Below are 24,039 nucleotides of genomic sequence, written 5' to 3' on the forward strand. Positions count from 1 at the left end.
CAATTGAAATCTATGTTTTTTCCTGCTGTTTGCCGTCTGGTACAGGATCGAATTCGATCAAGAACGAACAGGACGTGTGATGGATACACAAGTTGCTCGCCTCGTGCGCAAAACACAGCTGAGCCCGGACACGTCCGATTTTTGCTTTGAGGTCAAAAACGGCCGCTTCACGGGCCTTCAACCCGGGGCACATGTCGATGTTCATCTGGCCGACGATCTGGTGCGGCAGTATTCACTGTGGAGCTGGAGCCAAGACGGTCGCTTGATCAATGTCGCCGTCAAACGTGACGACGCAGGGCGTGGCGGCTCGGTGGCGATGCACGCGTTGCAAGATGGGTCGATGGTCGAAATCGGCGGGCCGCGAAATCACTTCAAACTCGAAAGCCATGATCGGCACGTCACGTTGATTGCAGGCGGCATTGGGGCGACGCCGCTGGTGGCAATGGCGCGGGAATTGATGAACCGAGGGCAGGATTTTCGGGTCTATTACCTGGTACGGTCAAGGGAATATGCCGCGATGGATGCGCAGTTCCGAACGTTTGGATTGGATGAATGGTATCATTTGCACTGCGATGACACCGACGGTCAGTTTGATTTGGCATCGGTCATGCAATCGATGCCAATGGGTGCGGATGTATATACCTGCGGACCTGAACCGATGCTGAATGCTGTTCTTGAAGCAAGTGCATCCTTGCGCGGCGGTGCAATCCATTTTGAACGATTTGCAGCCGCATCTGATATCGAGCACGACACAAACGCCGAATTCCAGGTCGAAATTCAGTCAACCGGCGCGATCTACCCGGTCGGCAAAGAGGAGACCATTCTCGAAGTATTGCAAAACAACGGCGTGCAGGTCGATTTCGGCTGTTCCGAAGGGTTGTGCGGGTCCTGCATTGTTGACGTGGTGTCAGGAAAGGTCGACCACCGCGACGGAATACTCACACCGCAAGAACAGGAAAGCCACGAGTTCCTGTGCACCTGTGTATCGCGGGCCAAGTCCGAGAAACTGGTCCTGAAGCTATAGACAGTATGATAACCACCGCAATTCATAGCATCGCACTGTTCTCGCTAACATCGAAAACGAGTGAGTTTTATAGTCGTTTCACGTAATCGAAGTGTCGGATTTTCAAATTAGAACACTTAACCCATGCTATAGGTGTTTCGAAGTTGGAAGCCCAATAACCACTTACGACGCTGCGATCATGTTTAAAGACATGCTGACTTATCACTAGGACCAGGGAAGTCGGCTGGTAGCGATTAATCGGGAGGAGATCTGCAGTAAGGAACGTAATGGGAGCACGCGTTTTTACTGCAAGCCCACACCTGGGCTGAACACAACTCATCATCAGTTTGTGCATCGTGCATGATGGTCCACACCGTGCAGCGCGGTGTCTTCCAGCACTATTTTCTAAAGAACAAAAAACGACACTCAAGGAGGAACGCGCGATATGTCGATACCTGAACCTTTCACGGACGTTGAAATAGAAACGGCTAATTCCGGATTCTATGAAAACTACAGCGTCCCAATTGCCCTGATCAGTAAGGCCATCATGGTCGGGCTGGTCCTTTGGGCCCTGGTTTTCCCTGCGAATGCAAACAGCACACTGGGAAGCCTGAACAGCCAGTTGCTTGAAGTCTTCAACAGCTTCTACATCATCATTGTCGGGTTCTTCTTCCTTTTCCTTGCCGTTGTTGCGATCATTCCTTCCACGGGTCGTCGGGTCATGGGAACGCCAGGGGAAAAGCCTGAGTTTTCCAACTTCTCATGGTTTTCTATGATGTTCGGTGCCGGTCTGGGTGTCGGTCTCATGGTCTTTGCGACAGCAGAACCGCTGGGTCTTTGGGGCTCGAATCCGGTTGTCGTTTCTGGTGATGTCGAAGGTAACACGCCCGAAGCACTGCAATCGGCCTACCGTTTCACTTTCCTGCATTATGGCTTCCACGCCTGGGCAATCTACGTGGTGACTGGTCTGTCGCTGGCCTACTACGCTTATACACGCGACATGCCTCTGACGATCCGCTCGGCGTTGACTCCGCTGTTTGGTCGCTTCGTCAACGGCTTTTTCGGCCATGTGGTCGACGTTTTAGGCGTTGTTGCAACGATCCTCGGCGTGTCCGTAACCATCGGTTTTGGCGTCAGCCAGTTCATCGACGGCCTCTATGCCATCACTGGTATGCAGTGGATCATGGATCTGGGCGGAGCTGTGCCGACCCCCAGCAAGGTTGGTCTGATCTCAGGTTTGGTGGTCATCATGTGCCTGTCGATCATTTCGGCTGTTTCCGGTGTCGGCCGTGGTGTTAAGTACCTGTCGAACCTGAACTTGGTGCTGTCGATCATCTTGCTGGGCACTTTCGTGGTCTTCGGTTCGTTTGTCTTTGCCTTGACCACCTACGGAACTGCGATGGTCGATTATATCCTGCAGTTCCTGTCGCTCAGCTTTAATGCCTATGGCCCGCTGTCGGCCGAAGCATTCGCAGCGGCCCTGCCGGCTGAAGCGCAAGCACACGCCGCAGACCTGATGGGGGGCGCGACCAACGCATGGGGCAGTTTTGATGGCTTCAAAAGCGGTCTGGAAGGTGCGGCAGCCGAGTTGGACGAAGCAACCTTGGCCGCGGCATATGCTGCGGGTGAGCAAGGACGTCAGTTTGGCTGGCAGGCAGGCTGGACCACCTTCTACTGGGCATGGTGGATCGCATTCTCGCCCTTCGTGGGTCTGTTTCTGGCGCGCATCTCCAAGGGTCGCAGCGTTCGCGAGTTCATCCTGGGCTGCGTGTTCGCACCGGCGCTGGTGTGCTTTGCCTGGATGACCGTTCTGGGCGGCACTGCGATCGATCTGGAACTGGCAGGCGCCGCGGAAGGTGCGATCATCGGTGCATCGAACACCAACAAGCTGTTCGTAACCCTGTCCTACATGATCGACGGTGGGCTGCTGTCCATGCTGAACGTCATGTGCGTGATCCTGATCATGACCTTCCTGGTGACGTCGGCGGACTCGGGCATTCTGGTCATGAACACCATCATGTCGGGTGGTAGCCAGGAAACCGGTGTCAAGCACCGCATCATCTGGGGTGTGATCCTGACGGCAGTGATCGGCGCGCTGATCCTGGCGGCGGGTGAAAACAACCCGATGGACGCGCTGCGCAATGCCATGATCATCGGTGCGCTTCCGTTCACAATGGTGATGGGCCTGATGTGCGTATCGCTGGCCAAAGCGCTGTTCCGCGACAGTCAGCGTGACAAGCACTCTGCCAGCAGCACGCAGGCAGCCGAGTAAGCATAGGCTTAAGAAAAAACCGGGTCAGGCCGTCCTAACCGGGCGGCCTGTTCTTTTTTGGCAGAGCGTAGCCTTTTAAGTGAAAAACCCAATATCACCCCTAGGTCGAAGATGTGCTGGACTGAGCTGTGAACCAAGTTCAGCTCTTCATCGGACAGCTGCATATCCGGAGCTTTTGTTAGCTCTTGGTGCCGTGGTGACTTTTTTGCCGACCGGGGCCGGAAACACCTGCTGAAGTCGGGTTCCTTGTGCTCGCAACTTTGGCAGGGCTGCGGTAACCAATCGCTTTAACGACCAGCATTGAACGCAGGGCTGCCCGAGGGTGGCCGCGCAGGCACTTAGGACTTTCGTCGAATGTCCCATTGCGGGACGGAAAGTTAGTCTTTCGACCATGCGCGTGCTCCTGGGAAGTCTGATGCTGCTGTTCAGCAGCCTGGCGGTTTTGGCCGAACCATTGTCGCGTGAAGATATGGAGCCCTACATCCGTGCGCCGTTCTCCTTGGGAGAGGCGTTGAACGAAAACGGCGTCTACAGCCTGCTGAACTCCGGTGGGGCCGAAGCGGGATACGTCTTTGAATCGGAACCTTTAGTACCGCTACCCGGTTTTTCCGGCGCGCCGATCAATATTCTGATCGTGCTGGATCTTGAAGGGCGTTTTCTGGACGTGCAGTTGATCGAACATAACGAGCCGATATTTGTCTCAGGGCTGGGAGAGGCCCCGTTCCATAAATTTTTCGAACAATATGGGGGCCTTTCGATATCGGATTCGATCGTTGTCGGAAACCCGTACGGCGATGCAGCACGCGGATCCTCATTGGTTTATTTGGACGGGGTTACAAAGGCGACAGCAAGTGTGCGGATCGCGCATGAAACCGTCATGGGCGCGGCTTTGGCCGTCGCGCGCGAGAAAATGCAGGGATTGGCAAGCGCACCGCCTGCATTTCCGAATCCAGATTATGAAGAGGAACTCAACTGGCAGGATCTGGTCGGTCAAGGCATCGCGACACGCAAGGTTTACACCAATGCGGAAGTTGACGCTCTGTTCGATGGCACCCTGTGGGAAGATGACGATCCCGAGGCGCAGGACAACCCCGACGACCCTTATCTGGACCTCTGGGTTGTAGATGTGGGTCCGAAGTCCATCGCTCGCGCTGTCTTGTCCCAAGACAGCTATGAAGAGTTACAGCGCTTCATGGAAATTTCGGACAATGACGAACCGATCCTTGTGATCGAAACAGCACGCCATGGTTTGGTCAGCGAAGATTTCGTCCGCAATACATCACCCGACTGGATTTCGGCAGAACAGGGCGGTTTGCCTGTCGCTCTACGGGACGCCGATCTGTTGGTCGAGTTGGCCGACGACATACCCGATGGTGTCGCCATGATCTTGCGCACTGACCGGCGCTTGGGCTTCGACCCTTCCCGGGAATGGGTGCTAAAGGTTCTTTCGGTTCGCGAACATGGCATGTTCCAGCCTGAAACTGGTTCTGTCACTTTGGAGGTTGCACACGTCACTCCTGAGAGGTTCTTTGATCGACCAGAGCAGATTGCACCGGCACCGCCCTGGCTTGAAGCGCTGCGAAATCGCCAATCCGATCTGATCATTCTGAGCCTGTTTCTGACTGTTCTGTTGGCCGGTTTGGCACTGCGAATGAATGCTTTGGCCGCCCAGCCACTGTTTACTCCCATACGTCTTGCTGTTCTGGCCTTTGTCACGGTCTTCGTTGGTTGGTGGGGCCAGGGGCAATTGTCGATCGTCACGGTTTTAGGAGCTTTGCGCACTACCCTGGACGGCGGTAGTTTTACCTTCCTGCTCTATGATCCGTTCTCGTTGCTGATCTGGATGGTGACACTTGCAGGTCTGATCGTATGGGGCAGGGGATTGTTTTGCGGGTGGCTCTGCCCTTTCGGCGCTCTTCAGGAATTCGCGCATCATCTCGGCAAAGCTCTGCGCATACGTCAAATCGAACCGACGCCAAAATGGGACAACCGTTTGAAGTGGCTAAAATACGCGGTTCTGATGGCGTTGCTGGTGGTTGTGCTTGCTGCGCCTGATCAGGTCGACAAAGCGGCAGAGGTTGAGCCATTCAAAACGGCAATCACGACATTCTTTGTCCGGGAATGGTATTACGTCGCCTACGCCGCCTTCTGGCTGGTATTGAGTATGGTTTTGTTCAAGGGCTTTTGCCGCTATGTCTGCCCTTTGGGCGCGTTCCTTGCGCTAGGCGGATTGCTTCGCGGCCGCGACTGGATCGAGCGCCGTGCCGAATGCGGGTCACCCTGTCAGCTGTGCAAGGTCAAATGTAAATATGGCGCGATCAAGCAAACCGGTCAAATCCAGTATGATGAGTGTTTTCAGTGTCTCGACTGCGTCGCCATACACGATGACCGCAACCGCTGTGTTCCTCTGATCGTCGCGGCTCGTCGTCGCACAAGAGAGGTCGCTGCCGAATGATCAATCGCCGGCGCTTTCTGGCCATTTCTGCTGCTGCATTGGCATCTCCATCTCATGCGCTGCCTACCCGTTGGCGGGGCTACGCCATGGGGGCCGATATCGGTCTGACACTGGATGCCGACCCTGTGGAGGCAAAACATGCCATTGCCAGTCTGCGATCCATTTTGGAAAAATGCGAAACGTTGTTCAGCCTGTACCGCCCGGACTCCGCCCTATCTGAACTCAACCGAGCAGGGCATCTCAAAAGCCCCGATCCCGCTTTCGTGTCTCTCTTGCAAGCGTGCAATGCGGCTTACGACCTCACGAATGGTCGCTTTGATCCGACGGTTCAGCCACTTTGGCAAGCGACTTCAGTGAAAGAAGTTCAATACGCTCGAGCGCTGATTGGATGGGATCGCGTACGTCTATCCAAGAACCGAGTGCAGCTGGGTCAAGGTCAAGCGCTTACCCTGAATGGAATCGCTCAAGGTTTCGCCACCGATCTGATCGTACACGCCTTGCGCAAGGCCGGGTGGGAAAAGGTCCTGGTCAATATCGGAGAGTATTATGCAAGTGGTCGTCAGTGGCTGCTGGGCGTCTCGGATCCAGTGCACGGACTTGTCGAAGTAACGCATTTGAAAGACCGCGCCATCGCTACGTCCAGTCCCGGCGTCATGCGCCTGCGGTCTGGCGGCGCTCACATCATCGACCCGATGGGCGAATACGCACCGCTTTGGTCAACGGTCAGTATCCAGGCGCCGGATGCTGCGGCAGCAGATGCGCTTTCAACAGCATTCTGTTACGCCTCAGAGTCAGAAATTGCAGCGACCCTCGCGCGAGCAGCCGGCGATTACATCGCGATCTGTGTTCGCCCCAGTGGAAAAGTGGTCACGCTGCAAGGATAAAAAGCCCCGGATCACACCGAGGCTTTTCGAGTTCTTTGAGAGTGGATTATAGGCAGTCTGCAACCGCGCGTTTGGTCATGACCGAAACGAGATGTGCTCGGTATTCTTTGCTCCCATGCAGATCCGCAATCATGTTTGCCGGGTTCACGCGCAGGTCCATAAGGGCATCAGGGCGAAATTCTTTGTTCAGCGCCTGTTCAGCCTCGGACCACCGGAAAACTCCGTCCTCGCTCGCGCCGGTTACAGCGACGCGTACTCCGTCTGCGAAGCGGGCCAGGTAGACCCCGACAAGCGCAAAACGCGACGCCGGCTGCAGGAACTTTTGATAGCTCGCCGCTTGCGGTACCGGGAAACGGATCGACGTGATGATCTCTCCTTCATCCAGCGCGGTCGTGAACATTCCCTGGAAATAGTCATCGGCTGCGATCTGGCGTGTATTGGTCACAACAGTTGCCCCTGATCCCAACACGCCTGCAGGATAACAGGCCGCAGGGTCATTGTTGGCAACCGAACCGCCAATGGTCCCGCGATTGCGCACCGCCGGATCGCCGATCTGACCGGCCAGCGCGGCAAGCGCAGGATGCATTCCTGCAGCCTCGCGGGCCACCACGGCGTGCGATGTCGCCCCACCGATCGACACCGATCCATCATCCTCGACGCAAACGCCTTGCATCTCGGGAATTCCGCTCATCGACACCAACTTGGAGGGGGCCGCCAACCGTTGCTTCAACGTGGGGATCAGCGTCTGTCCGCCTCCCAACGCCTGCGCATCTTCGGCCGTCAGTGCGGCAACCGCATCAGCAATGGTCGAGGGTTTCTCAAACTCGAAACTGTACATTTCGTTTTTCCTTTCCGAAAGGCGCGGATCCGCCCTTCATCTGGCTAAAAATATCTCGGGGGTCCGGGGTCTGGCCCCCGGTCCGCCCTCTCCTCTTAGCTGTTCATCGCCGCCCAGACGCGCGACGGGCTTACCGGCATGTCGATGTGGTCCACCGCCTTGCCCCCCGAGTTCAGCGCATCAAGAACCGCGTTCACCACTGCAGGTGGCGAGCCAATCGCGCCGGCTTCGCCGCAGCCCTTCACGCCCAATGGGTTGTGCGTACAGGGTGTCTGGCTGGAATGATCGACACCGTAGAATGGCACGTCATCCGCACGCGGCATCGCGTAGTCCATGAAGGATGCGCTAAGAAGCTGACCGTTTTCATCGTAGGCGCAGTTTTCCAGAAGCGCCTGACCGATACCCTGACCGATACCACCGTGCACCTGACCATCCACGATCATCGGGTTAACGATGTTGCCGAAGTCATCTGCGGCTGTGAAGGCTTCGATGCTGACCTTGCCGGTCTCGGGATCAACCTCGACTTCGCAGGCATATGCCCCGGATGGGAAGGTAAAGTTGGCCGGGTCATAGAAAGCAGTTTCTTCCAACCCGGGCTCTACCTCCAGCGGATAGTTGTGCGGGACATAAGCTGTCAGAGTCACATCACCCCAGGCCACTGATTTATCAGTACCCGCAACGCTGAACTGACCGTCCTTCAGCTCGATATCTGCCTCGGACGCTTCCAGCAGGTGGGCGGCGATCTTTTTGGCCTTGTCGATCACCTTTTCGGTCGCCTTGACCATCGCCGAACCACAAACCGCGAGCGAACGCGAGCCATAGGTGCCCATGCCAAACGGAATCTTGGACGTATCGCCATGCACGATCTCGACCATCGATTCGTCGATGCCGATCATGTCTGCCACAACCTGCGGGAAGGCCGTCTCATGGCCCTGACCGTGGCTGTGCGCGCCGACCATGACGCTGATCGAACCGGTGGCGTTCACCCGAACGGTCGCGGCATCATAAAGACCCGCACGGGCCCCCAGCATGCCGACGATGTTCGACGGCGCAATGCCGCAAGCCTCGATATAGCAGTTGATGCCCAGTCCCCGAAGCTTGCCCTTGGCTTCGCTTTGCGCCCGTCGCGCTGCAAAACCTGCCAGATCGGCGGCGGCCTCAAGCTTGTCCATCGTTCCGTTGTAATCCCCGGTGTCGTAGGTCAGCGCTACCGGCGTGTCGTAGGGGAACTGAGTGATGAAGTTCTGCCGGCGCAGAGCGATCGGATCGACACCCAGTTCGCGTGCGGCTTTATCGACCACTCGCTCCAGCTGGTACGTCGCCTCGGGGCGGCCTGCACCGCGATAGGCGTCCACCGGCACCGTGTTGGTAAACATCGCCTTCACGTTCACCTGAATGACCGGCGTCTTGTAGTTTCCTGCCATCAGCGTGCCGTGCAGCCAGGTCGGAACCGAACTGGAGAATGTCGACAGGTATGCACCCAGATTGGCGTATGTGTTGGTGCGCAGCCCGACGAAATTGTTGTCGGCATCCAGTGCCAGCTCGATCTTGCTGACATGGTCACGGCCATGGGCATCGGACATGAACGCCTCGGACCGGCTCGATGTCCATTTGACCGGGCGATTGCAGGCCTTGGCAGCGAAGGTGCAGAATGCCTCTTCCGCATAGTGGAAGATCTTGGTGCCAAAGCCACCGCCCACATCCGGGGCCACTACACGCACCTTGTGCTCGGGTAGGCCCAGAACAAAGGCGCACATCAGCAGGCGGATCACATGCGGGTTCTGCGACGTGGTGAACAGCGTATATTCATCCGTGCCACGCTTGTATTCGCCTACAGCGACGCGCGGTTCCATCGGGTTGGCAACCAACCGGTTGTTCACCAGATCCAGAGTGGTGACGTGGGCCGCGTTGGCAAACACCTCATTCACCTTGGCGTCGTCCGCTTCACCCAGCTGCCAGTCATAGCAGACGTTGTTCGTCAGATCATCATGGACCAGCGTCGCACCCTCTTGCGCGGCGGCTTTCATGTCGATCACGGCAGGAAGCTCTTCGATGTCCACATCGATTGCCTCAGCCGCGTCGCGTGCCTGTTCCAGACTGTCGGCCACAACGGCAGCAATGGGATCACCCACATGGCGTACTTTGCCCTGCGCCAGAATGGGGTGAGGCGGCTCCTGCATCGGCGCGCCGTGCTTGTCGGTCACTTCCCAGCCGCAGGGCATCCCGCCCACGCCTTCAAAATCCTTGCCGGTAAAAACCTTGACCACGCCCGGCATCCCTTCGGCTGCCGATGTATCCAGGGATTTGATACGGCCATGTGCGATGTCGGACCGCAGAAAATGTACATAGGCCTGGCCATGTACGTTGATGTCGTCGGTGTAATTGCCTGCTCCGGTCAGAAAGCGTACGTCTTCACGCCGCTTGGAACTGGCTCCGATGCCACTGTCTTTGGGCATTGCTTGTTCTCCTCCCATAAACGGATGCTGTAGCATCCCTTACTCATCCCACGGGCGTAACGATCACGCCCGCAGCGGCATCATTCTGCAGCTATGCTGCCAACGTCCTGACCGGATGCGGCCATGATTGCTTTGACGATGTTATGGTACCCTGTGCAGCGGCACAGATTGCCTTCCAGATACTTCCGGATTTCGGCCTCGGTCGGGCGTGGGTTCTCTTTCAGCAGCGCTGCCGCACTCATCACCATGCCCGGCGTGCAGAATCCGCACTGAAGGCCGTGGTGATCCTGAAAGGCCTGTTGGATAACGTTCAGCGAACCATCCGGCGATGCCTGACCTTCAATAGTTCCGACATCAGCGCCATCTGCTTCAGCAGCCAGCATGTTGCACGACTTCACCGCCTCGCCATTCACATGTACCACGCATGCGCCACACTGCGCGGTGTCGCACCCTACATGCGTCCCCGTCAAAGACAGATGATCGCGCAGAAAACCGGACAGCAATGTCCGGCCTTCGACTTCTCCGCTCACAGCTTTGCCGTTCACGGTCATGGAAATCTTCATGACTTTCTCCTCCCTGAATTCCAAAGGTTCAACCGCCTAACACGCGCTTGAACCAACCTTTCTTTTCTTCCCCGGCCTCTTCCTCGTCCGAGGGTTCGGGCTCGGGTGCATCCTGAGGTTCGACCGCATTCTGGAAGTTCTCAAAGAACTGGTCGGCCATTTTTCTGGCAACCCCATCAATGACTCGCCCCCCCAACTGAGCCAGTTTACCGCCGACGCGCGCATCAACCTTGTAGGTCAGCAGCGTACCTTCCGGGACATCCGACAACGTGACGTCGGCCGCGCCCTTGGCAAATCCGGCGGCTCCTCCCTTACCTTCACCCGATAACTTCACGCTTTCAAGCGCCACGAGATCAGAAAGGGTCACAGAGCCTTTGAACGTCGCTTTGACCGGGCCTACTTTTTGCACGACGGTGGCCTCGAACCCGTCTTCGACCGAGCCTGTCATCTCCTGACATCCCGGCACGCATTCTTTCAGAACCTCTGCCGACAAAAGCGAGTCCCAGACCTTGGATCGCGGCGCGGCGATGACGCGGCTGTCACTAAGTTCCATTTCACTTCTCCCAGTAATTTTTGTTACGCTACGCGGTGTTCACCGCCATGCCTATAAGACCTTGGGTGTAGTCACCGCAGCGCCGGGGGCAAATGCGTAAGACCATGACGTTCGAAGATTTCGGCGATGCGCCCGTCCTGCAACGCTGCATTGATGGCATCATCAACAGCATAGCTGAGACCGCGGTAAGCGAAATGAACTGCCACACCGCTGGTCCATGAGCTGACTGCGAAGCCGGGCAGGGGTGGGGCATGGATGTCCAGCGCCGGGGTCAGTCCGGCTTCAAGTTGGGCACGTGGTCCCATGGCCGCCATTGTCTCGCCGACGGCAAGCGCCTGCATTGCCTCAGCAGCGGTAGGATATCTGTGCAAGTTTTGGGCCAATTGACCGCCAGGAAATGCCGACAAATAGAAATCAGCAATCGAATCATTCTCTACTGCGACGGTGTCGAACCGGAAATACGCAGGAACTGGCGGGTCGTCTGGATAGGCATCGCGGCTATATGCGATGGCGATTTCCTCGTCATGGTATTGCCCGGTGAAAACCACCTGTTCGACCCGGCAGGCGAATTCGCTGTCATACGGAACGTGCAACATCACATTTGCGACCCGCCCGTTGATCAGGGGTCCCTTCCAGATCCAGTTGCGTAGGTCGGCCTCAAGGTTATCTCCGGCAGCCACCAGATTGAAACGCGCTTCAACATCCAGCTCCTCGGCAATCAACCTGCCTATGTCGATGTCCACGCCCTGTATCCTGCCGTCCTTCTCATAGGACCATGGTGGGAAATCGTCATAGGCGGCGAATTCGATATAGCCACGCTCGACAATGGTATCGAGATCGGCGCCAACGATATCCCGGCTGGCGTTTTGTGGTTTAGGTTGAGGCACATGATCCTCGCATCTGGCCATAGCCATCCCGGTTGAAAGGGTGGCAGCCAACAGGGAGAGAAAAAGTGAGCGTCCGATCATGTGCCTCAGTCTGCCGCCCTATTGCGCGGCAGACAATCCAATTGTCAGTTGTTCTGCTGCTTCCGCGAAATCAGGACTGTCGCCCGAGATCAGAACAGCGGCACGGAAGGCCACGCTGTCAGCCACAGGGGCACCCGATCCTGTTTCTATGGTGCTTGCAATCTCGTTGAGCTCAGACTGAAGGGCAGCGGCATCGCCTTCACCGCCATCGGCCATAGAGGCCAGCAGGTCGCGGATTTCCTTCAGGCGGTCACTATGATCGTCCAGCGCGCCGTCATCGGGTCGCGTTTCGATATAGGTGCGAATGGCCCAGGCGGCCTTTTGCCCCAATAACTCTCCGAAGGCCGGCATCTTAGTTATCCCGTTCTGAGTATACCCTTCGCGGAACCGCTCCATATACCATTCGTCGCCGTATTCTTCAGCCTCGAGGTAGCGCAGATCAGGTGCCAAACCGCCGGAAACCACGCCCAACCCATGGCAGCGCGCGCAGTTTTGATTGTATCCGGAATCGCCTATTTCGATGGCGGCTTGCCAAACGTCCTCACCCTGATCGCGATAGGGGTTTTCGATCAACCATTCCTCACCCACATCCGGTAAGGCATCTGTATTCACAGGTTGCGGGGCGACATCTCCGTGCGCAAACGCCATACCGCCTGCGGTCAGGGCAGCCAGCGCTGTGTTAAAAAAAACAAGACGCATCGTCTCCTCCTTCTGATGCTTACCCCGGTCATAGCCCAGGGACAAACGCCATGAAATTCGACCTTGGTTGCAGATGAGCCAATGCTTGCGACTAAGGTCGAATGGCATGCCACCCAAGGACCCATTTTAGTGGAACAGCATCGGAGGAGGAGCAAACACGGCCATGTTTTTTCGCGTCTTTGCAACTCTTGTTTTGTTACCAATGGTGACCGCGGCTGAGGTTGCCGTGTCTGTTGTTTACCTGCAGCACCAGGTTGAGCGTCCACCGGTTTTGTCCAACCTTGATCAAATACCCGAAGACCTTGGTGCGGCAGGTGCGGAACTGGCACTGACAGACAATCTGACGACGGCCAAGTTTCTGGGTCACAAATACGAACTGACAGTTATGACGGTCCCTCAAGACGGTGATTGGCTGGCCGCAGCGCGCCAGGCCCTGTCCCAGACAGACTTCTTGATTTTGGACGCTCCGGCGCGGGCGCAACTGGCTGTGGCTGACCTTCCGGAGGCTGCCGAAGCCATCTTGTTCAACGCGTCTGCACCTGATCGCGACTTAAGAGATACCACCTGCCGCGCCAACCTGCTGCACACTATGCCGTCTGACGCGATGCGCACGGACGCACTGGCACAGTTTTTGGTAAAAAGACGCTGGGACGATCTGGTTCTGATCACCGGAGAGCACTTGTCGGACGTGGCCTTTGCAGACGCCTTCAGACAGTCGCTGACCAAGTTCGGACTGGAACTTCGTGCAGAAAAGACCTGGCGTTTTGATGCTGACCTGAGACGTAATGCGGCCCAGGAAGTTCCAATTTTTACTCAGGATTTCGGGGATTACGATGTCTTGCTGGTAGCTGATGAACTGAACGACTTTGCCCGTTACATACCGTTCAACACGTGGGAACCAAGACCGGTTGCAGGTTCGGAAGGGTTGCGACCGGTGACGTGGTCGCCCGTGGTCGAGCAATGGGGGGCGGTTCAGTTGCAGAGCCGGTTCGCCGATCAAACAGGACGACCGATGAGGTCAATCGACTACGCGGCATGGGCTGCGTTTCGGTCATTGGGCGAGGCTGTGACCCGAACACAATCTGGCGATCCTGCTGTTCTGCGGGAATACATTCTGTCGGATAGATTTGAATTGGCGGGTTTCAAGGGCCGGGCGATGAACTTTCGTGCCTGGAATGGCCAATTGCGCCAACCAATCCCTTTGGTGACAGAACGGGCTGTCGTGGCCCTCGCACCGCTCGACGGTTTCCTGCATCAACGAACGGAACTGGATACGCTTGGCATTGATGAGCCCGAAAGCCAGTGCACGGCCTTTAAGGAGGAATGAAGATGAAGGTAGCCACCCTTTTGGCTGCAACAGCATTTTGCGCTCCGGCAGCCGCAGATGAAATCTGGGTAAGCAACGAAAAAGACGACACGCTTAGTGTGATCGACATCGAAACGTTTGAAGTGATCCGCACCCTTGAAACCGGTGAACGGCCACGAGGGATCACGTTTTCCAAGGACTACTCCGTTCTTTACATCTGTGCGTCAGACAGCGATTCGGTGCAGGTAATGGACCCCGAAACCGGAGAAATCCTTCATGATCTGCCGTCGGGCGAAGACCCTGAACAGTTCGTTTTGCATCCCAATGATCAGCATCTGTACATAGCCAACGAAGATGACGCGATCACAACTGTCGTCGATACGGTGTCGCGGAGCGTGATTGCCCAGATTGACGTGGGCATCGAACCTGAAGGAATGGCGGTTTCACCCGATGGAAAGATCGCCATCACCACGTCCGAAACCACCAATATGGCTCATTGGATTGATACCGAAACACAGGAGTTGTTCGCCAACACTCTGGTCGACTCACGCCCTCGCCACGCAGAATTCGTCAAAGATGGAACCGAGCTTTGGGTCAGCTCTGAAATCGGCGGCACAATCACTGTTTTTGATGTGGCGACACAGGCCGAGAAGGCCAAGATCGAGTTCAAGGTGGATGGTGTCCACCCTGATCGGGTCCAGCCAGTGGGCTTTGAATTATCGAACGGGGATGAAACCGCCTTTGTTGCTCTGGGTCCGTCGAACCACGTGGCTGCCGTTAACTCGGAAACTTTCGAGGTCGAAGATTACATCCTGGTCGGGCGCCGCGTCTGGCACATGGAATTCAACGCGGACAAGTCGCTTTTGTTCACCACAAACGGCGTGTCCGGGGATGTCACCGTTATTGACGTCGCCAAACGTGAACCCATCAAAACGATCAAGGTCGGGCGCTTCCCTTGGGGTGCAGCTTTCCGCCCGACGAATTAAGCTCTTTCAGGAGACCCGAAAATGAAGCATTTTGCCCGCTCAATTGCCGTGCTGGCCGTGGCGCTACCCAGTTTGGCGCTGGCCCAGGATGACAAAGGCTTTGGTCTGGCTGGCATTCTCTCAGCTAAAAACAAAGAAGACTTATCGCCAATTACTCTGTCTGCCGGTGTGCCTCTGGCTGATGCCCCTTGGGAATTGAAGTCCGGCACGTATTACGAATTCGAGATTCACGGTGACGGTAGTCAGGAGTTGGCGATCACCGGCTCCGAATTCTTCCGCGCGATCTGGATCGACGAAATCGTCGTCGAAGGTCTGGAGATCCGTCCTCTGGGACTTGATTCCATTGAGTTCGACGAAGCAGGCGAGATGGAAATAGGCTTTGTCGCGCTTAAGCCAGGCAGTTACCATCTGAAGGTGCCGGGAAGCACCGGGGAAACACAGCGACTGGAAATAACCATTAAGTGACAGGGCTTTCGGTCCAAAACGTCAGTTACACCTTTGGTGAAAAACGCGCTTGAAGACGTAAGTATTCACGTCCCACAAGGCGGGTTTGCGCGCTGTAGGGGCCTAACGGTGCAGGTAAGGCGACACGGTTTTCCCTCCTCACGCGGCTGTTTACTACAACGCAGGGATCGATCGAAATCGCTGGCTTTGACATCACATAGCAGCCGAGGCTGGCGCTGGTCAGGATCGCGGCCGCCTTCCTCAGCAGACGCCTGTGAAGAGGCCAAAAAAGGAATGCCGTTGCAGCAAGGGGTCCTGTTGAAAATCGGTGCGCCGACACGAAGGCCGGATTGATCGCACTACGCGCTATCCTCATTCGCGAAGCTTTGCGCGTTCATCCGGTATCAAACAGCTTGAAAACTTCGCGGGTGTGATGAACTTCCTCATCTTGCCGATGTTCTGTCTGTCTTCCGCGGTTAATCTGTCTTCCGCGATTAATGCACTTTGGAAAATGTCAGAAAGTTCAGTTTTATCGCGCGATATCTGCGCGTTCTATCCCTTCACCCATGCTGTCGAGCCGCCCTTACGGGCAATTCAATGCACAGGCGTTTTAAGGGGCGATCTTTGCCGGAGTAGTTTTTCTTTGGTGGTCACTGTGGGGATACGACCCGTCACGCGGGATCAAGCGCTCAAAGGATTATCGCGTCTACGACCATCGCAGGCGTGAATTTCCGAACCCGGTCGGCTATTGTGGTGGCCAGATGGAGGGTTTGATCATGTTCCGCACCGCCACTGTTGCACTGCTTTTGTCCACGGCCGTCTCAGCCCAGACGGTTGAGGACGAATACGGCACGCTTAATCCGCAAGACACCGGGTGGGGCAAAGTCATGAGCAATATCGAAAACGGCGTCACCGATATGACAACCTGTGCGACAGGCTATTACATGACGAAGTCCGGCCGTCATGATATGGCACGTACCCTGTTCAGAACCTGTGCTGAGGCAGGTTATACCGGCGCGATGACATGGATGGGTCAGTTGGACAATAACGGGCTGGGTGGTCCCTACGACCCTGACGCGGCTGCGGCATGGGACAAACGCGCGGCTGACCTGGGGGACCCGGTGGGCAAGTTCAACTTCGGTCTCAATCTGCTGCGTGGACATGGCGTTGTGAAAGACGAAAGGCTCGGGCGCGCCTATGTCGACGCGGCTGCTCGGGACGGATTGAAAATCGCCAAACGCTTGCAGGACTCGGGCTACGACCCGAACGAAGTAACCCCTGATGCGGATGAGTGGAAATACGCGCCTCTATTCTGAATCCTCGTTTTTGTCAGATTTCTACGACCAAAGGATAAGGCTCGGCGGCGAATTTCTTGATGTGAGTCAAGCCGCCCAATGATGTGCGGCATGTATCCTTGCACAAATGTCGGAGGATCACATGAAACACATCATCCTTTCCCTCGGTTTGGCCGCATTTGCAGTCTCACCATATCCTGTTTTTGCCGAAAGCACTTTTGATAAGGTCAAGGTCGAAGCTGGAGAAACGCTGTTTTACTCGGAATGCAGACGCTGCCACGCCCCTGATTCCACCGACCCCAGCTATGGGCCTCCACTGGACAATATCTTGGGTCGGGCCGCCGGAACCGTCGAAGGGTATGAGTATTCCGAAGCACTGGCCGGGTCCGGGATCGTCTGGACGCCCGCAGCGTTGCGGGCATGGATGGAAGATAACGACGGGTTCATGCCTGGCACAAAAATGCGCCATGTCGGGATCGAAGATCGCACGGTTCAGGACTTTATTTTGGCGTATCTGGGCAGTATCTCGGCTCAGTAGAGCTATTCGATGACAAGCCGCGGCAGCCAGTGGCTGTCCGGTTCGGCTTGGTGAATGTCCTTGTCTGTGACCGGCCTCAGTTCACCCTCAGCCGGCGGGACCGCCAGCAGACCCATATCCATTTCGTGCAACTCTCCGACCAGTCGATCACCATCGATCCGGAGCTGATAGTAAACGCCGTTCCACATATTGATGCCGTATTCGGTTGCACCTTTGTGGATGAACAAAAGGTCGTATTCTAGATCGGTCAGATCACCTACAGAAACCTTACGTTGCAGAGCGTAGGGATAAGGGACATGGCACCAGTGTTTGTCCGGTCCTTCCAGGCATCGAAACGGACGCATGGACAGGAAGTGTTCGGTGAACGGTCCAATGGCAAGGTCGATTTTGTAAGCAGAAAAGGTACCTTCCGGGCTAAAGCTGATGTTCCCGACAAGCGTTTTGCCCGCCCCATTGCCGATCAAAAATACCTGCTTTTTTCCGCTTAGTGGGTCAGCGCTGGCCGGCAGACAGGCGGACCACCCCAATACGATAAGCCCTGCAAGAACTTTCTGCATCGTCTCCTCCGAGCCCCAAAAACACGCACCACACTAGTTGAAATCCGTGACTCCCTCCCTACGACCATTGTGCAATTTCGCCGAAAGACCCCCTTGCGAATAATACTCACGCCCACAGCTCCGACCTGTCGGGGATTCGGCGTGGAGGGAAGACACAAGTCTAGGGAGGACACCGATGAACCGGTTTATAATGGTGACGGTCGCAAGTGTGATTGCAGCGGGCGTGGCCCATGCAGAAGTTACTGAGGACGATCTGGCCAACGACCAGACTATTACGACCCAGGTCGTAACAAACGGCATGGGGCGCGACTTGCAGCGCTATAGCCCGCTGGACATGCTGAACAAGGACAACGTCAAGAACCTGTTGCCTGCCTGGGCATTCAGCCTTGGTGGTGAAAAGCAGCGCGGGCAGGAAACCCAGCCGCTGATCTATGACGGTATGATGTATATCACCGGTTCGTATTCGCGCCTGTATGCGATTGATCTCGAGACCGGCAAAGAGGTTTGGCAATACGATGCGCGTTTGCCCGAAGGCATTCTCCCGTGCTGCGACGTGGTGAATCGCGGTGCCGCCATTTACGGTGACAAGGTGATTTTCGGGACGCTTGATGCCCGGATTGTGGCCCTGAACAAAGACACCGGTGACGTTGTGTGGCGCGACAAAATCGCTGACTACAAGGCGGGGTACTCTTACACAGCTGCTCCGCTGATCGTCGACGGGCTGGTGATTACCGGAAATTCAGGTGGTGAATTCGGCATAGTTGGCACCGTGCAGGCCCGTGACGTGGACACCGGCGATCTGGTGTGGGAACGCCCGGTCATCGAAGGCCATATGGGTACGCTGAACGGTGAAGAAAGCACCATGACAGGCGAGCTAAATGCAACATGGCCCGGCGATATGTGGAAAACCGGCGGTGGCGCGACCTGGCTGGGCGGTTCCTATGACGCGGACACGGATACGCTTGTTTTCGGGGCCGGAAACCCGGCACCGTGGAACTCGTGGCTGCGTAACGCGGGTACGCCGACGGAAGGAAATACCGGTGACAACCTTTATGCGGCCAGCCGCATTGGAATCGATCCGAAAACCGGCGACATCAAGTGGCACTTCCAAACGACGCCACGCGAAGGTTGGGACTATGACGGTGTAAATGAGGTCGTGGCCTATACCGACCGTGAAGGAAACAAGCGTTTCGCCACCGCTGATCGCAACGGGTATTTCTATGTTCTGAACCGCGAAGATGGCGCCTTTGTTTCAGCCAATCCTTTTGTCAAGGATATCACATGGTCGTCCGGCATTGATGAGACCGGCCGCCCGATCTTTGTCGAAGACAACCGCCCTGGTGATCCGGCGTCAGCGGCTGATGGCAAGAAGGGTGAAGTGATCTTTGCGTCGCCTTCTTTCCTTGGCGGCAAAAACTGGATGCCGATGGCCTTCTCGCAGCGTACCGGTAACTTCTATGTGCCATCGAACGAATGGGGCATGGATATCTGGAATGAGCCGATCTCCTACAAAAAGGGTGCCGCCTATCTGGGCGCAGGCTTTACAATCAAGCCAAACTACGAAGATCACATCGGCTCGCTCAAGGCGATTGACCCGGATACCGGGGAATGGAAATGGGAATACAAGAACGATGCGCCGCTGTGGTCAGGTGTGATGACGACGGCTGGCGGGCTGGTGTTCTTCGGCACGCCTGAAGGTGAGTTTATCGCGCTGGATGACGAAACCGGTGAAAAACTGTGGTCGTTCCAGACCGGCTCGGGCATCGTCGGCCAACCCGTTACGTGGGAACAGGACGGCGAACAGTATGTCTCGATCATTTCCGGCTGGGGCGGCGCGGTTCCGCTCTGGGGTGGTGAGGTGGCCAAAAAGGTCAACTACCTTAACCAGGGTGGCACCTTGTGGACCTTCCGCCTGCCGAAGGAACTGGCTTCGGCTAACTGACCCAGGACGATACAAAGCTCTGACGCGCGCCCCTGATCTGGGCGCGCGTTTTTATACGACCTTCCGCCAGTATGCGTGGATTTCTTTCGTTGCTAGGATTGGTTAGGCTGGAGACCATTTGAATGCAAAAGGCTATACCCAATGCTTGCTGAATCCGCCGCACGAAACGATTTCGAAAAAGTGCTGATCGTTGATGACCATCCTTTGTTTTGCGACGCCTTGTCGATGACTTTGCAAAGTGTGGCACAGATTGGAGAAATCCACACGGCAGACCGGCTGGAGGGCGCGATGGATCTGCTGGCAAGTGGACTGAAACCTGACGCCGTTATGCTGGATCTCAACCTGCCGGATGTGGACGGGCTGGATGGCCTTATCCGCTTGAAGGCGGCAGCAAATGCTCCGGTAATTGTCGTGTCATCGCTGACCGACACCCGCGTCGTCAGTCAGGTGATACAGGCCGGTGCATCAGGCTATGTCCCCAAGCACAGTCAGCGAGACGTGTTCCGCACTGCATTCGAGACAGTTCATTCCGGCGATGTCTTTGTGCCTGAAGGCTGCGTTTTGATTGACGGAACGGAAGAGGACGAACACAGCGACGCGGTAAATCGCCTTGCAACGCTGACAAATCAGCAGGCGCGCATCCTGCAACTGATCTGCGAAGGCAAACTGAACAAGCAAATCGCCTATGACCTGTCGATTGCTGAAACCACGGTCAAGGCACATGTGACCGCAATAATGCGAAAACTGGGTGTACAAAGCCGCACACAGGCGGTTCTGATCGCTAAGAAGGCGTCCTTTGCCAGTGTCTTGCAAGACCAAGGCTAAGCGTCATACTCTCATGTCATCGTCGCGCTTTTAGGGAGGAGGCACGATGGACCAAGCAGTCGGGTGGGCGACAGCCCAAGCCCGTGCGCCAGGCATCGTTAAAACGGCTTTTGCACAACACGACACCGGGCAGTCAATCGAGACGCTCGAACGCCAGCTGGGTGATGATCCGCTTGCGCTTGTCATACTTTTTGTCAGCCCGAACGCAGATGCATCCGCCGTGATTGTGGAAGCCGCGCACGCCTTTGCTCCAACCCCGGTAGTTGGTTGCACCACCGCAGGAGAGTTGGCGGATAGTGGTTACTGTGAAGACCAGATCGTCGCGATCGGCCTGCCACGATCCCATTTCGAAATATGCACGGTTCTTGTTCCGGACTTGAACAAGTTCGACGCCGACAGCATCATCAAAGAGATGATCCACAACAGAAACGCGATGATGGAAAACGCGCCAGAGTGGGATCATGAATTCACCTTCCTGATGATCGACGGGTTGTCGACAAAAGAAGATGAGCTGACGTCGGAATTGGCGGTAGGGCTTGGGCCGGTACCATTGTTCGGTGGATCGGCGGGGGATGGAACCCAATTCGGGCGCACCTATGTTCTGCATCAGGGGCAGGCACGGAGCAATGCCGCCATACTGACCCAGGTTCGCACGCGGTGTCCGATAAAGGTGTTCAAAACCGATCACCTCGTCCCCACCGCCCGCCGCATGGTGGTGACCAAGGCGGACCCGGCCAAACGCATCGTTCAGGAAATCAATGCCGAACCCGCTGCGCGCGAATATGCCCGTATTCTCGGCAAAGACCCGGAACAATTGACGACATTTACCTTTGCGGCCCATCCTGTCGTTGTGCAAATCGGTGGAAAACACCATGTTCGCGCAATTCAGCAGGTGGCGGGTAACGGGGATCTCGTCTTTTTCTCGGCTATTGACGAGGGGCTGGTTCTGACTCTGGCAGAACCCCGAGACATGGTCGAACACCTGCAGGAAGAAATCGGGCTACTGACCGACAAACAGCAACCCGACACCATTCTGGGCTGTGACTGCATTCTTCGTCGGCTGGAGGCTCAGGAAAAGCAGAAGACGCACGAGATCTCGAACATCCTGTCCCGCAATCACGTGGTCGGTTTCTCGACCTACGGAGAACAATACAATTCGATCCATGTGAACCAGACCCTGACCGGCGTTGCGATTTACCCGCCCGAGAAAGAGTAAGGCATGATCGAGCATCTCACAGATCCCTCGGATACGCTTGATCGTCAGAATGAAAAGCTGAGGAAAATCGTCGGGGCCCTCATGCGGCGTGTCGAGGAATCCACCGACGCCTCAGGCGCGGCCTATGCGCAGTTTCAGCGCGCGGCGGTTCTGGAGCAAGAAGTTCGCGCCCGAACGGATGAGCTTGAACGCGCGCTTGAGCTTCTGAATGACTCCAACGCCAGGTTGGCGCAGGCCAACAAGGAAACCGAAGCGGCGCGGGCGGATTTGGCGAACGCGATCGAAACGGTGCAGGAAGGGTTTGCTCTGTTCAATCGCAACGAAGAACTGGTGCTGTGCAACAGCCGGTTTGGGCTGCATATGCCTGACATTCAGGAACAGCTGAGCCCCGGCTTGCGGTTTACCGAGTATGTAGAATTGGTCAGCCAATCCGGGTTCCTGTCCCTGCCAGAGACAATGACTTCCCAGGACTGGGCCAAAAGCCGCTTGGATCGCCACGCAGATGACCACGTGGTGTTCAATGTTCGTCTTGCCGGCAATCGATGGTCTCAAGTGTCCGAACACCGCACGCCAGACGGTGGTACTGTGATCCTGCAAACCGACGTAACAGACATCATGCGGATCGAGCGGCAGGAAAGGGTTCGCATTCTTGACGACAAGGCAAGGCTGATCCGCGCAACGCTTGAGCATATCGATCAGGGCGTCTGCATATTTGACAACAAGCACCGCATGATCGGATGGAACACCCGCGCAAGCGAGCTTTTGGCCATACCGATCACGCAGTTTCAGATGGGCACACGGTTTGAAACCCTGTCCAATCGCCTCAGCGACAACATCAGCTTTGAGAAAGGGATTACCGAGGCGGATCTGCTGGATTGGGTCAGCCGGCAGACTTCTCGCCGCCCTCTTCAATTCCAGATGCATCGGGGGCGATCAAAAATACTGTCTGTTTTTGCCCAGGAAATGCCTGACCGGGGATTTGTGATCTCCTTTACTGATGTGACTGCAGAACGAAAGTCTGCTGAGGCTTTGTACGAAGCCAAGGAAATGCTGGAACAGCGTGTGGCGTCGCGCACAATGGAACTTGCGGATGCGCTGAATGAGGCCGAGCGGGCGAATGCATCAAAATCGCGCTTTGTGGCAGCCGCCAGCCACGACCTGCTGCAACCTCTGTCTGCGGCAAAACTCTATGTTGCGTCACTGGGCAGCGGCCTGGACAAAGACACCGCCCGGAGCGTTGCAGCAAAAGCCGAAAGTGCACTGAACAGTGTCGAACACATTCTGGAAGCCTTGCTGGATATATCTAAGCTGGATTCCGGTCGAGCCACGGCGCATCTGTCTACCGTGTCGGTGGGCGAGCTTTTTTCACAAATGGAGGACGCTTTTCGGCCCGTCGCCCAAGCCAAAGGTCTGAAATTGCGTTTTGTCGACACGAAGGCTTTGGTCACAAGCGATGCCAGTTATCTTCGGCGGATATTGCAGAACCTGTTGTCAAACGCGATCCGGTACACCGAGACCGGAAAAGTTCTTGTCGGTGTCAGGCATCGCAAAAACGCAATTGCCCTGGAGGTCTGGGACACGGGCATCGGCATAGCATCAGATCAGAGAGATATTGTGTTTCAGGAATTTCAGCGCCTGCATTCGGATGCCAGCGCTGCCGAAGGCATGGGGTTGGGTCTTGCGATTGTTGAGCGGGCCTGTGGGTTGCTACAGCACCCCATCCATCTTCATTCCGAAGTCGGAAAGGGGACGGGCTTTTCGGTCGAGATACCTTTGACGAAAGCGAAGCCAGAGATTTCCCTCGGCTCTTCAGCGATACAAAAACCAAGTTTCAATGTGCCCGGCAACGCCATCGCTTTGTTGATCGAAAACGATGAAAATCTGCGCAACGCTTTGACTATGACCATCGAATCCTGGGGCGTCGAAGTTCTTGAATGTGAAAGCGAAAACGAAGCAATCAGTCTTCTACGCGAGATAGGCATCCTTCCAGACTTTGTCGTCGCAGATTATCAATTGAACAACGGGAAAACAGGGACGGACGCCATGCGCGCCCTGACAGATGAATTTGGGCATCTGCCCGGCTGTATTATTACAGCCAATCGATCACCTGAGCTTGTCGAGCAATGCAAGCAAGCAAAGCTGCCCCTTCTATACAAGCCAATCGATCCACAACTGCTCAAATCAACTCTGGAAGCCTCCATGGTTCGCGACGCGTGAGTTTTTCCAGTTGTCGGTTGAG

At 56.1% G+C, this 24,039-nt stretch carries 20 protein-coding genes and 1 pseudogene; 14 read left to right on the forward strand and 7 right to left on the reverse strand.

Annotated features, from left to right (window positions below; all coding sequences use genetic code 11):
* The first annotated feature begins 79 nt into the window (after window positions 1-79).
* The 4 genes from AC2FLP_RS08400 (at window position 80) to AC2FLP_RS08415 (ending at window position 6,614) form a co-directional block, all read left to right on the forward strand.
* Window positions 80-1,024: a PDR/VanB family oxidoreductase gene (locus AC2FLP_RS08400; RefSeq protein ID WP_496683029.1), complete on the forward strand. Its 945-nt coding sequence runs from the start codon at window positions 80-82 to the stop codon at window positions 1,022-1,024.
* 424 nt (window positions 1,025-1,448) lie between these two features.
* Window positions 1,449-3,275: a BCCT family transporter gene (locus AC2FLP_RS08405; protein ID WP_496683026.1), complete on the forward strand. Its 1,827-nt coding sequence runs from the start codon at window positions 1,449-1,451 to the stop codon at window positions 3,273-3,275.
* Window positions 3,276-3,690: 415 nt separating this feature from the next.
* Window positions 3,691-5,730, forward strand: a complete 2,040-nt coding sequence (locus tag AC2FLP_RS08410; RefSeq protein ID WP_299898240.1) for a 4Fe-4S binding protein — start codon at window positions 3,691-3,693, stop codon at window positions 5,728-5,730.
* Window positions 5,727-6,614: an FAD:protein FMN transferase gene (locus tag AC2FLP_RS08415; RefSeq protein ID WP_299898238.1), complete on the forward strand. Its 888-nt coding sequence runs from the start codon at window positions 5,727-5,729 to the stop codon at window positions 6,612-6,614. The genes AC2FLP_RS08410 and AC2FLP_RS08415 overlap by 4 nt, the downstream gene beginning before the upstream one ends.
* Before the next feature lie 46 nt (window positions 6,615-6,660).
* On the opposite strand, the gene AC2FLP_RS08420 is transcribed toward AC2FLP_RS08415, so the two are convergent.
* From AC2FLP_RS08420 to pedF, 6 genes are all read right to left on the reverse strand, one after another.
* Complete coding sequence (locus tag AC2FLP_RS08420) at window positions 6,661-7,452, reverse strand: FAD binding domain-containing protein (protein ID WP_299898236.1); 792 nt, start codon at window positions 7,450-7,452, stop codon at window positions 6,661-6,663.
* A 95-nt stretch (window positions 7,453-7,547) separates the two neighbouring features.
* Window positions 7,548-9,908, reverse strand: a complete 2,361-nt coding sequence (locus AC2FLP_RS08425; RefSeq protein ID WP_496683021.1) for a xanthine dehydrogenase family protein molybdopterin-binding subunit — start codon at window positions 9,906-9,908, stop codon at window positions 7,548-7,550.
* A gap of 80 nt (window positions 9,909-9,988) precedes the next feature.
* Complete coding sequence (locus AC2FLP_RS08430; RefSeq protein ID WP_117873381.1) at window positions 9,989-10,471, reverse strand: (2Fe-2S)-binding protein; 483 nt, start codon at window positions 10,469-10,471, stop codon at window positions 9,989-9,991.
* A gap of 28 nt (window positions 10,472-10,499) precedes the next feature.
* On the reverse strand, window positions 10,500-11,024 hold the full coding sequence (locus AC2FLP_RS08435) for an SRPBCC family protein (protein ID WP_117873379.1): 525 nt from the start codon (window positions 11,022-11,024) through the stop codon (window positions 10,500-10,502).
* A 71-nt stretch (window positions 11,025-11,095) separates the two neighbouring features.
* On the reverse strand, window positions 11,096-11,932 hold the full coding sequence (locus AC2FLP_RS08440; RefSeq protein WP_496670787.1) for a substrate-binding periplasmic protein: 837 nt from the start codon (window positions 11,930-11,932) through the stop codon (window positions 11,096-11,098).
* A gap of 78 nt (window positions 11,933-12,010) precedes the next feature.
* Window positions 12,011-12,691, reverse strand: a complete 681-nt coding sequence (gene pedF, locus AC2FLP_RS08445) for a cytochrome c-550 PedF (RefSeq protein WP_117873375.1) — start codon at window positions 12,689-12,691, stop codon at window positions 12,011-12,013.
* A gap of 163 nt (window positions 12,692-12,854) precedes the next feature.
* On the opposite strand from pedF, the gene AC2FLP_RS08450 reads away from it, so the two are divergent.
* The 6 genes and pseudogenes from AC2FLP_RS08450 (at window position 12,855) to AC2FLP_RS08475 (ending at window position 17,260) form a co-directional block, all read left to right on the forward strand.
* Window positions 12,855-14,018, forward strand: a complete 1,164-nt coding sequence (locus tag AC2FLP_RS08450) for an ABC transporter substrate-binding protein (protein WP_496683016.1) — start codon at window positions 12,855-12,857, stop codon at window positions 14,016-14,018.
* A gap of 2 nt (window positions 14,019-14,020) precedes the next feature.
* Complete coding sequence (locus AC2FLP_RS08455) at window positions 14,021-14,983, forward strand: YVTN family beta-propeller repeat protein (protein WP_299898225.1); 963 nt, start codon at window positions 14,021-14,023, stop codon at window positions 14,981-14,983.
* Window positions 14,984-15,004: 21 nt separating this feature from the next.
* Window positions 15,005-15,448, forward strand: coding sequence for a cupredoxin domain-containing protein (locus tag AC2FLP_RS08460; protein WP_496683013.1), 444 nt, complete (start codon window positions 15,005-15,007; stop codon window positions 15,446-15,448).
* Window positions 15,449-15,558: 110 nt separating this feature from the next.
* Window positions 15,559-15,648, forward strand: a pseudogene (locus AC2FLP_RS08465) (ABC transporter ATP-binding protein); the annotation flags it as partial.
* A 555-nt stretch (window positions 15,649-16,203) separates the two neighbouring features.
* Complete coding sequence (locus AC2FLP_RS08470; RefSeq protein WP_117874053.1) at window positions 16,204-16,743, forward strand: SEL1-like repeat protein; 540 nt, start codon at window positions 16,204-16,206, stop codon at window positions 16,741-16,743.
* Between the two features lie 121 nt (window positions 16,744-16,864).
* Complete coding sequence (locus AC2FLP_RS08475; RefSeq protein ID WP_299640780.1) at window positions 16,865-17,260, forward strand: c-type cytochrome; 396 nt, start codon at window positions 16,865-16,867, stop codon at window positions 17,258-17,260.
* Between the two features lie 2 nt (window positions 17,261-17,262).
* On the opposite strand, the gene AC2FLP_RS08480 is transcribed toward AC2FLP_RS08475, so the two are convergent.
* Window positions 17,263-17,817: a hypothetical protein gene (locus AC2FLP_RS08480; protein WP_117873365.1), complete on the reverse strand. Its 555-nt coding sequence runs from the start codon at window positions 17,815-17,817 to the stop codon at window positions 17,263-17,265.
* Window positions 17,818-17,992: 175 nt separating this feature from the next.
* Here AC2FLP_RS08480 and AC2FLP_RS08485 point away from each other — a divergent pair, with 175 nt between their 5' ends.
* From AC2FLP_RS08485 to AC2FLP_RS08500, 4 genes are all read left to right on the forward strand, one after another.
* Window positions 17,993-19,759 carry a PQQ-dependent methanol/ethanol family dehydrogenase gene (locus tag AC2FLP_RS08485; protein WP_299898218.1) on the forward strand — a complete coding sequence of 589 codons (1,767 nt, stop codon included), beginning with the start codon at window positions 17,993-17,995 and terminating at the stop codon, window positions 19,757-19,759.
* 141 nt (window positions 19,760-19,900) lie between these two features.
* On the forward strand, window positions 19,901-20,584 hold the full coding sequence (locus AC2FLP_RS08490) for a response regulator (protein WP_117873361.1): 684 nt from the start codon (window positions 19,901-19,903) through the stop codon (window positions 20,582-20,584).
* Window positions 20,585-20,630: 46 nt separating this feature from the next.
* A complete protein-coding gene (locus AC2FLP_RS08495; protein WP_117873359.1) occupies window positions 20,631-21,800 on the forward strand; it encodes an FIST N-terminal domain-containing protein in 1,170 nt (389 codons plus the stop codon).
* A 3-nt stretch (window positions 21,801-21,803) separates the two neighbouring features.
* Complete coding sequence (locus AC2FLP_RS08500) at window positions 21,804-24,017, forward strand: hybrid sensor histidine kinase/response regulator (protein WP_299898215.1); 2,214 nt, start codon at window positions 21,804-21,806, stop codon at window positions 24,015-24,017.
* Window positions 24,018-24,039 lie beyond the last annotated feature (22 nt).

This window comes from Ruegeria sp. CDSA141 (assembly GCF_059612005.1).

Coding starts and splice junctions, on each gene's coding strand:
- AC2FLP_RS08455 (WP_299898225.1), top strand. CDS start 14,021: ATGAAGGTAGCCACCCTTTTGGCTGCAACAGCATTTTGCGCTCCGGCA.
- AC2FLP_RS08425 (WP_496683021.1), bottom strand. CDS start 9,908: ATGCCCAAAGACAGTGGCATCGGAGCCAGTTCCAAGCGGCGTGAAGAC.
- AC2FLP_RS08480 (WP_117873365.1), bottom strand. CDS start 17,817: ATGCAGAAAGTTCTTGCAGGGCTTATCGTATTGGGGTGGTCCGCCTGT.
- pedF (WP_117873375.1), bottom strand. CDS start 12,691: ATGCGTCTTGTTTTTTTTAACACAGCGCTGGCTGCCCTGACCGCAGGC.
- AC2FLP_RS08435 (WP_117873379.1), bottom strand. CDS start 11,024: ATGGAACTTAGTGACAGCCGCGTCATCGCCGCGCCGCGATCCAAGGTC.
- AC2FLP_RS08460 (WP_496683013.1), top strand. CDS start 15,005: ATGAAGCATTTTGCCCGCTCAATTGCCGTGCTGGCCGTGGCGCTACCC.
- AC2FLP_RS08420 (WP_299898236.1), bottom strand. CDS start 7,452: ATGTACAGTTTCGAGTTTGAGAAACCCTCGACCATTGCTGATGCGGTT.
- AC2FLP_RS08440 (WP_496670787.1), bottom strand. CDS start 11,932: ATGGCCAGATGCGAGGATCATGTGCCTCAACCTAAACCACAAAACGCC.
- AC2FLP_RS08495 (WP_117873359.1), top strand. CDS start 20,631: ATGGACCAAGCAGTCGGGTGGGCGACAGCCCAAGCCCGTGCGCCAGGC.
- AC2FLP_RS08475 (WP_299640780.1), top strand. CDS start 16,865: ATGAAACACATCATCCTTTCCCTCGGTTTGGCCGCATTTGCAGTCTCA.
- AC2FLP_RS08490 (WP_117873361.1), top strand. CDS start 19,901: ATGCTTGCTGAATCCGCCGCACGAAACGATTTCGAAAAAGTGCTGATC.
- AC2FLP_RS08405 (WP_496683026.1), top strand. CDS start 1,449: ATGTCGATACCTGAACCTTTCACGGACGTTGAAATAGAAACGGCTAAT.
- AC2FLP_RS08485 (WP_299898218.1), top strand. CDS start 17,993: ATGAACCGGTTTATAATGGTGACGGTCGCAAGTGTGATTGCAGCGGGC.
- AC2FLP_RS08500 (WP_299898215.1), top strand. CDS start 21,804: ATGATCGAGCATCTCACAGATCCCTCGGATACGCTTGATCGTCAGAAT.
- AC2FLP_RS08430 (WP_117873381.1), bottom strand. CDS start 10,471: ATGAAGATTTCCATGACCGTGAACGGCAAAGCTGTGAGCGGAGAAGTC.
- AC2FLP_RS08415 (WP_299898238.1), top strand. CDS start 5,727: ATGATCAATCGCCGGCGCTTTCTGGCCATTTCTGCTGCTGCATTGGCA.
- AC2FLP_RS08410 (WP_299898240.1), top strand. CDS start 3,691: ATGCTGCTGTTCAGCAGCCTGGCGGTTTTGGCCGAACCATTGTCGCGT.
- AC2FLP_RS08450 (WP_496683016.1), top strand. CDS start 12,855: ATGTTTTTTCGCGTCTTTGCAACTCTTGTTTTGTTACCAATGGTGACC.
- AC2FLP_RS08470 (WP_117874053.1), top strand. CDS start 16,204: ATGTTCCGCACCGCCACTGTTGCACTGCTTTTGTCCACGGCCGTCTCA.
- AC2FLP_RS08400 (WP_496683029.1), top strand. CDS start 80: ATGGATACACAAGTTGCTCGCCTCGTGCGCAAAACACAGCTGAGCCCG.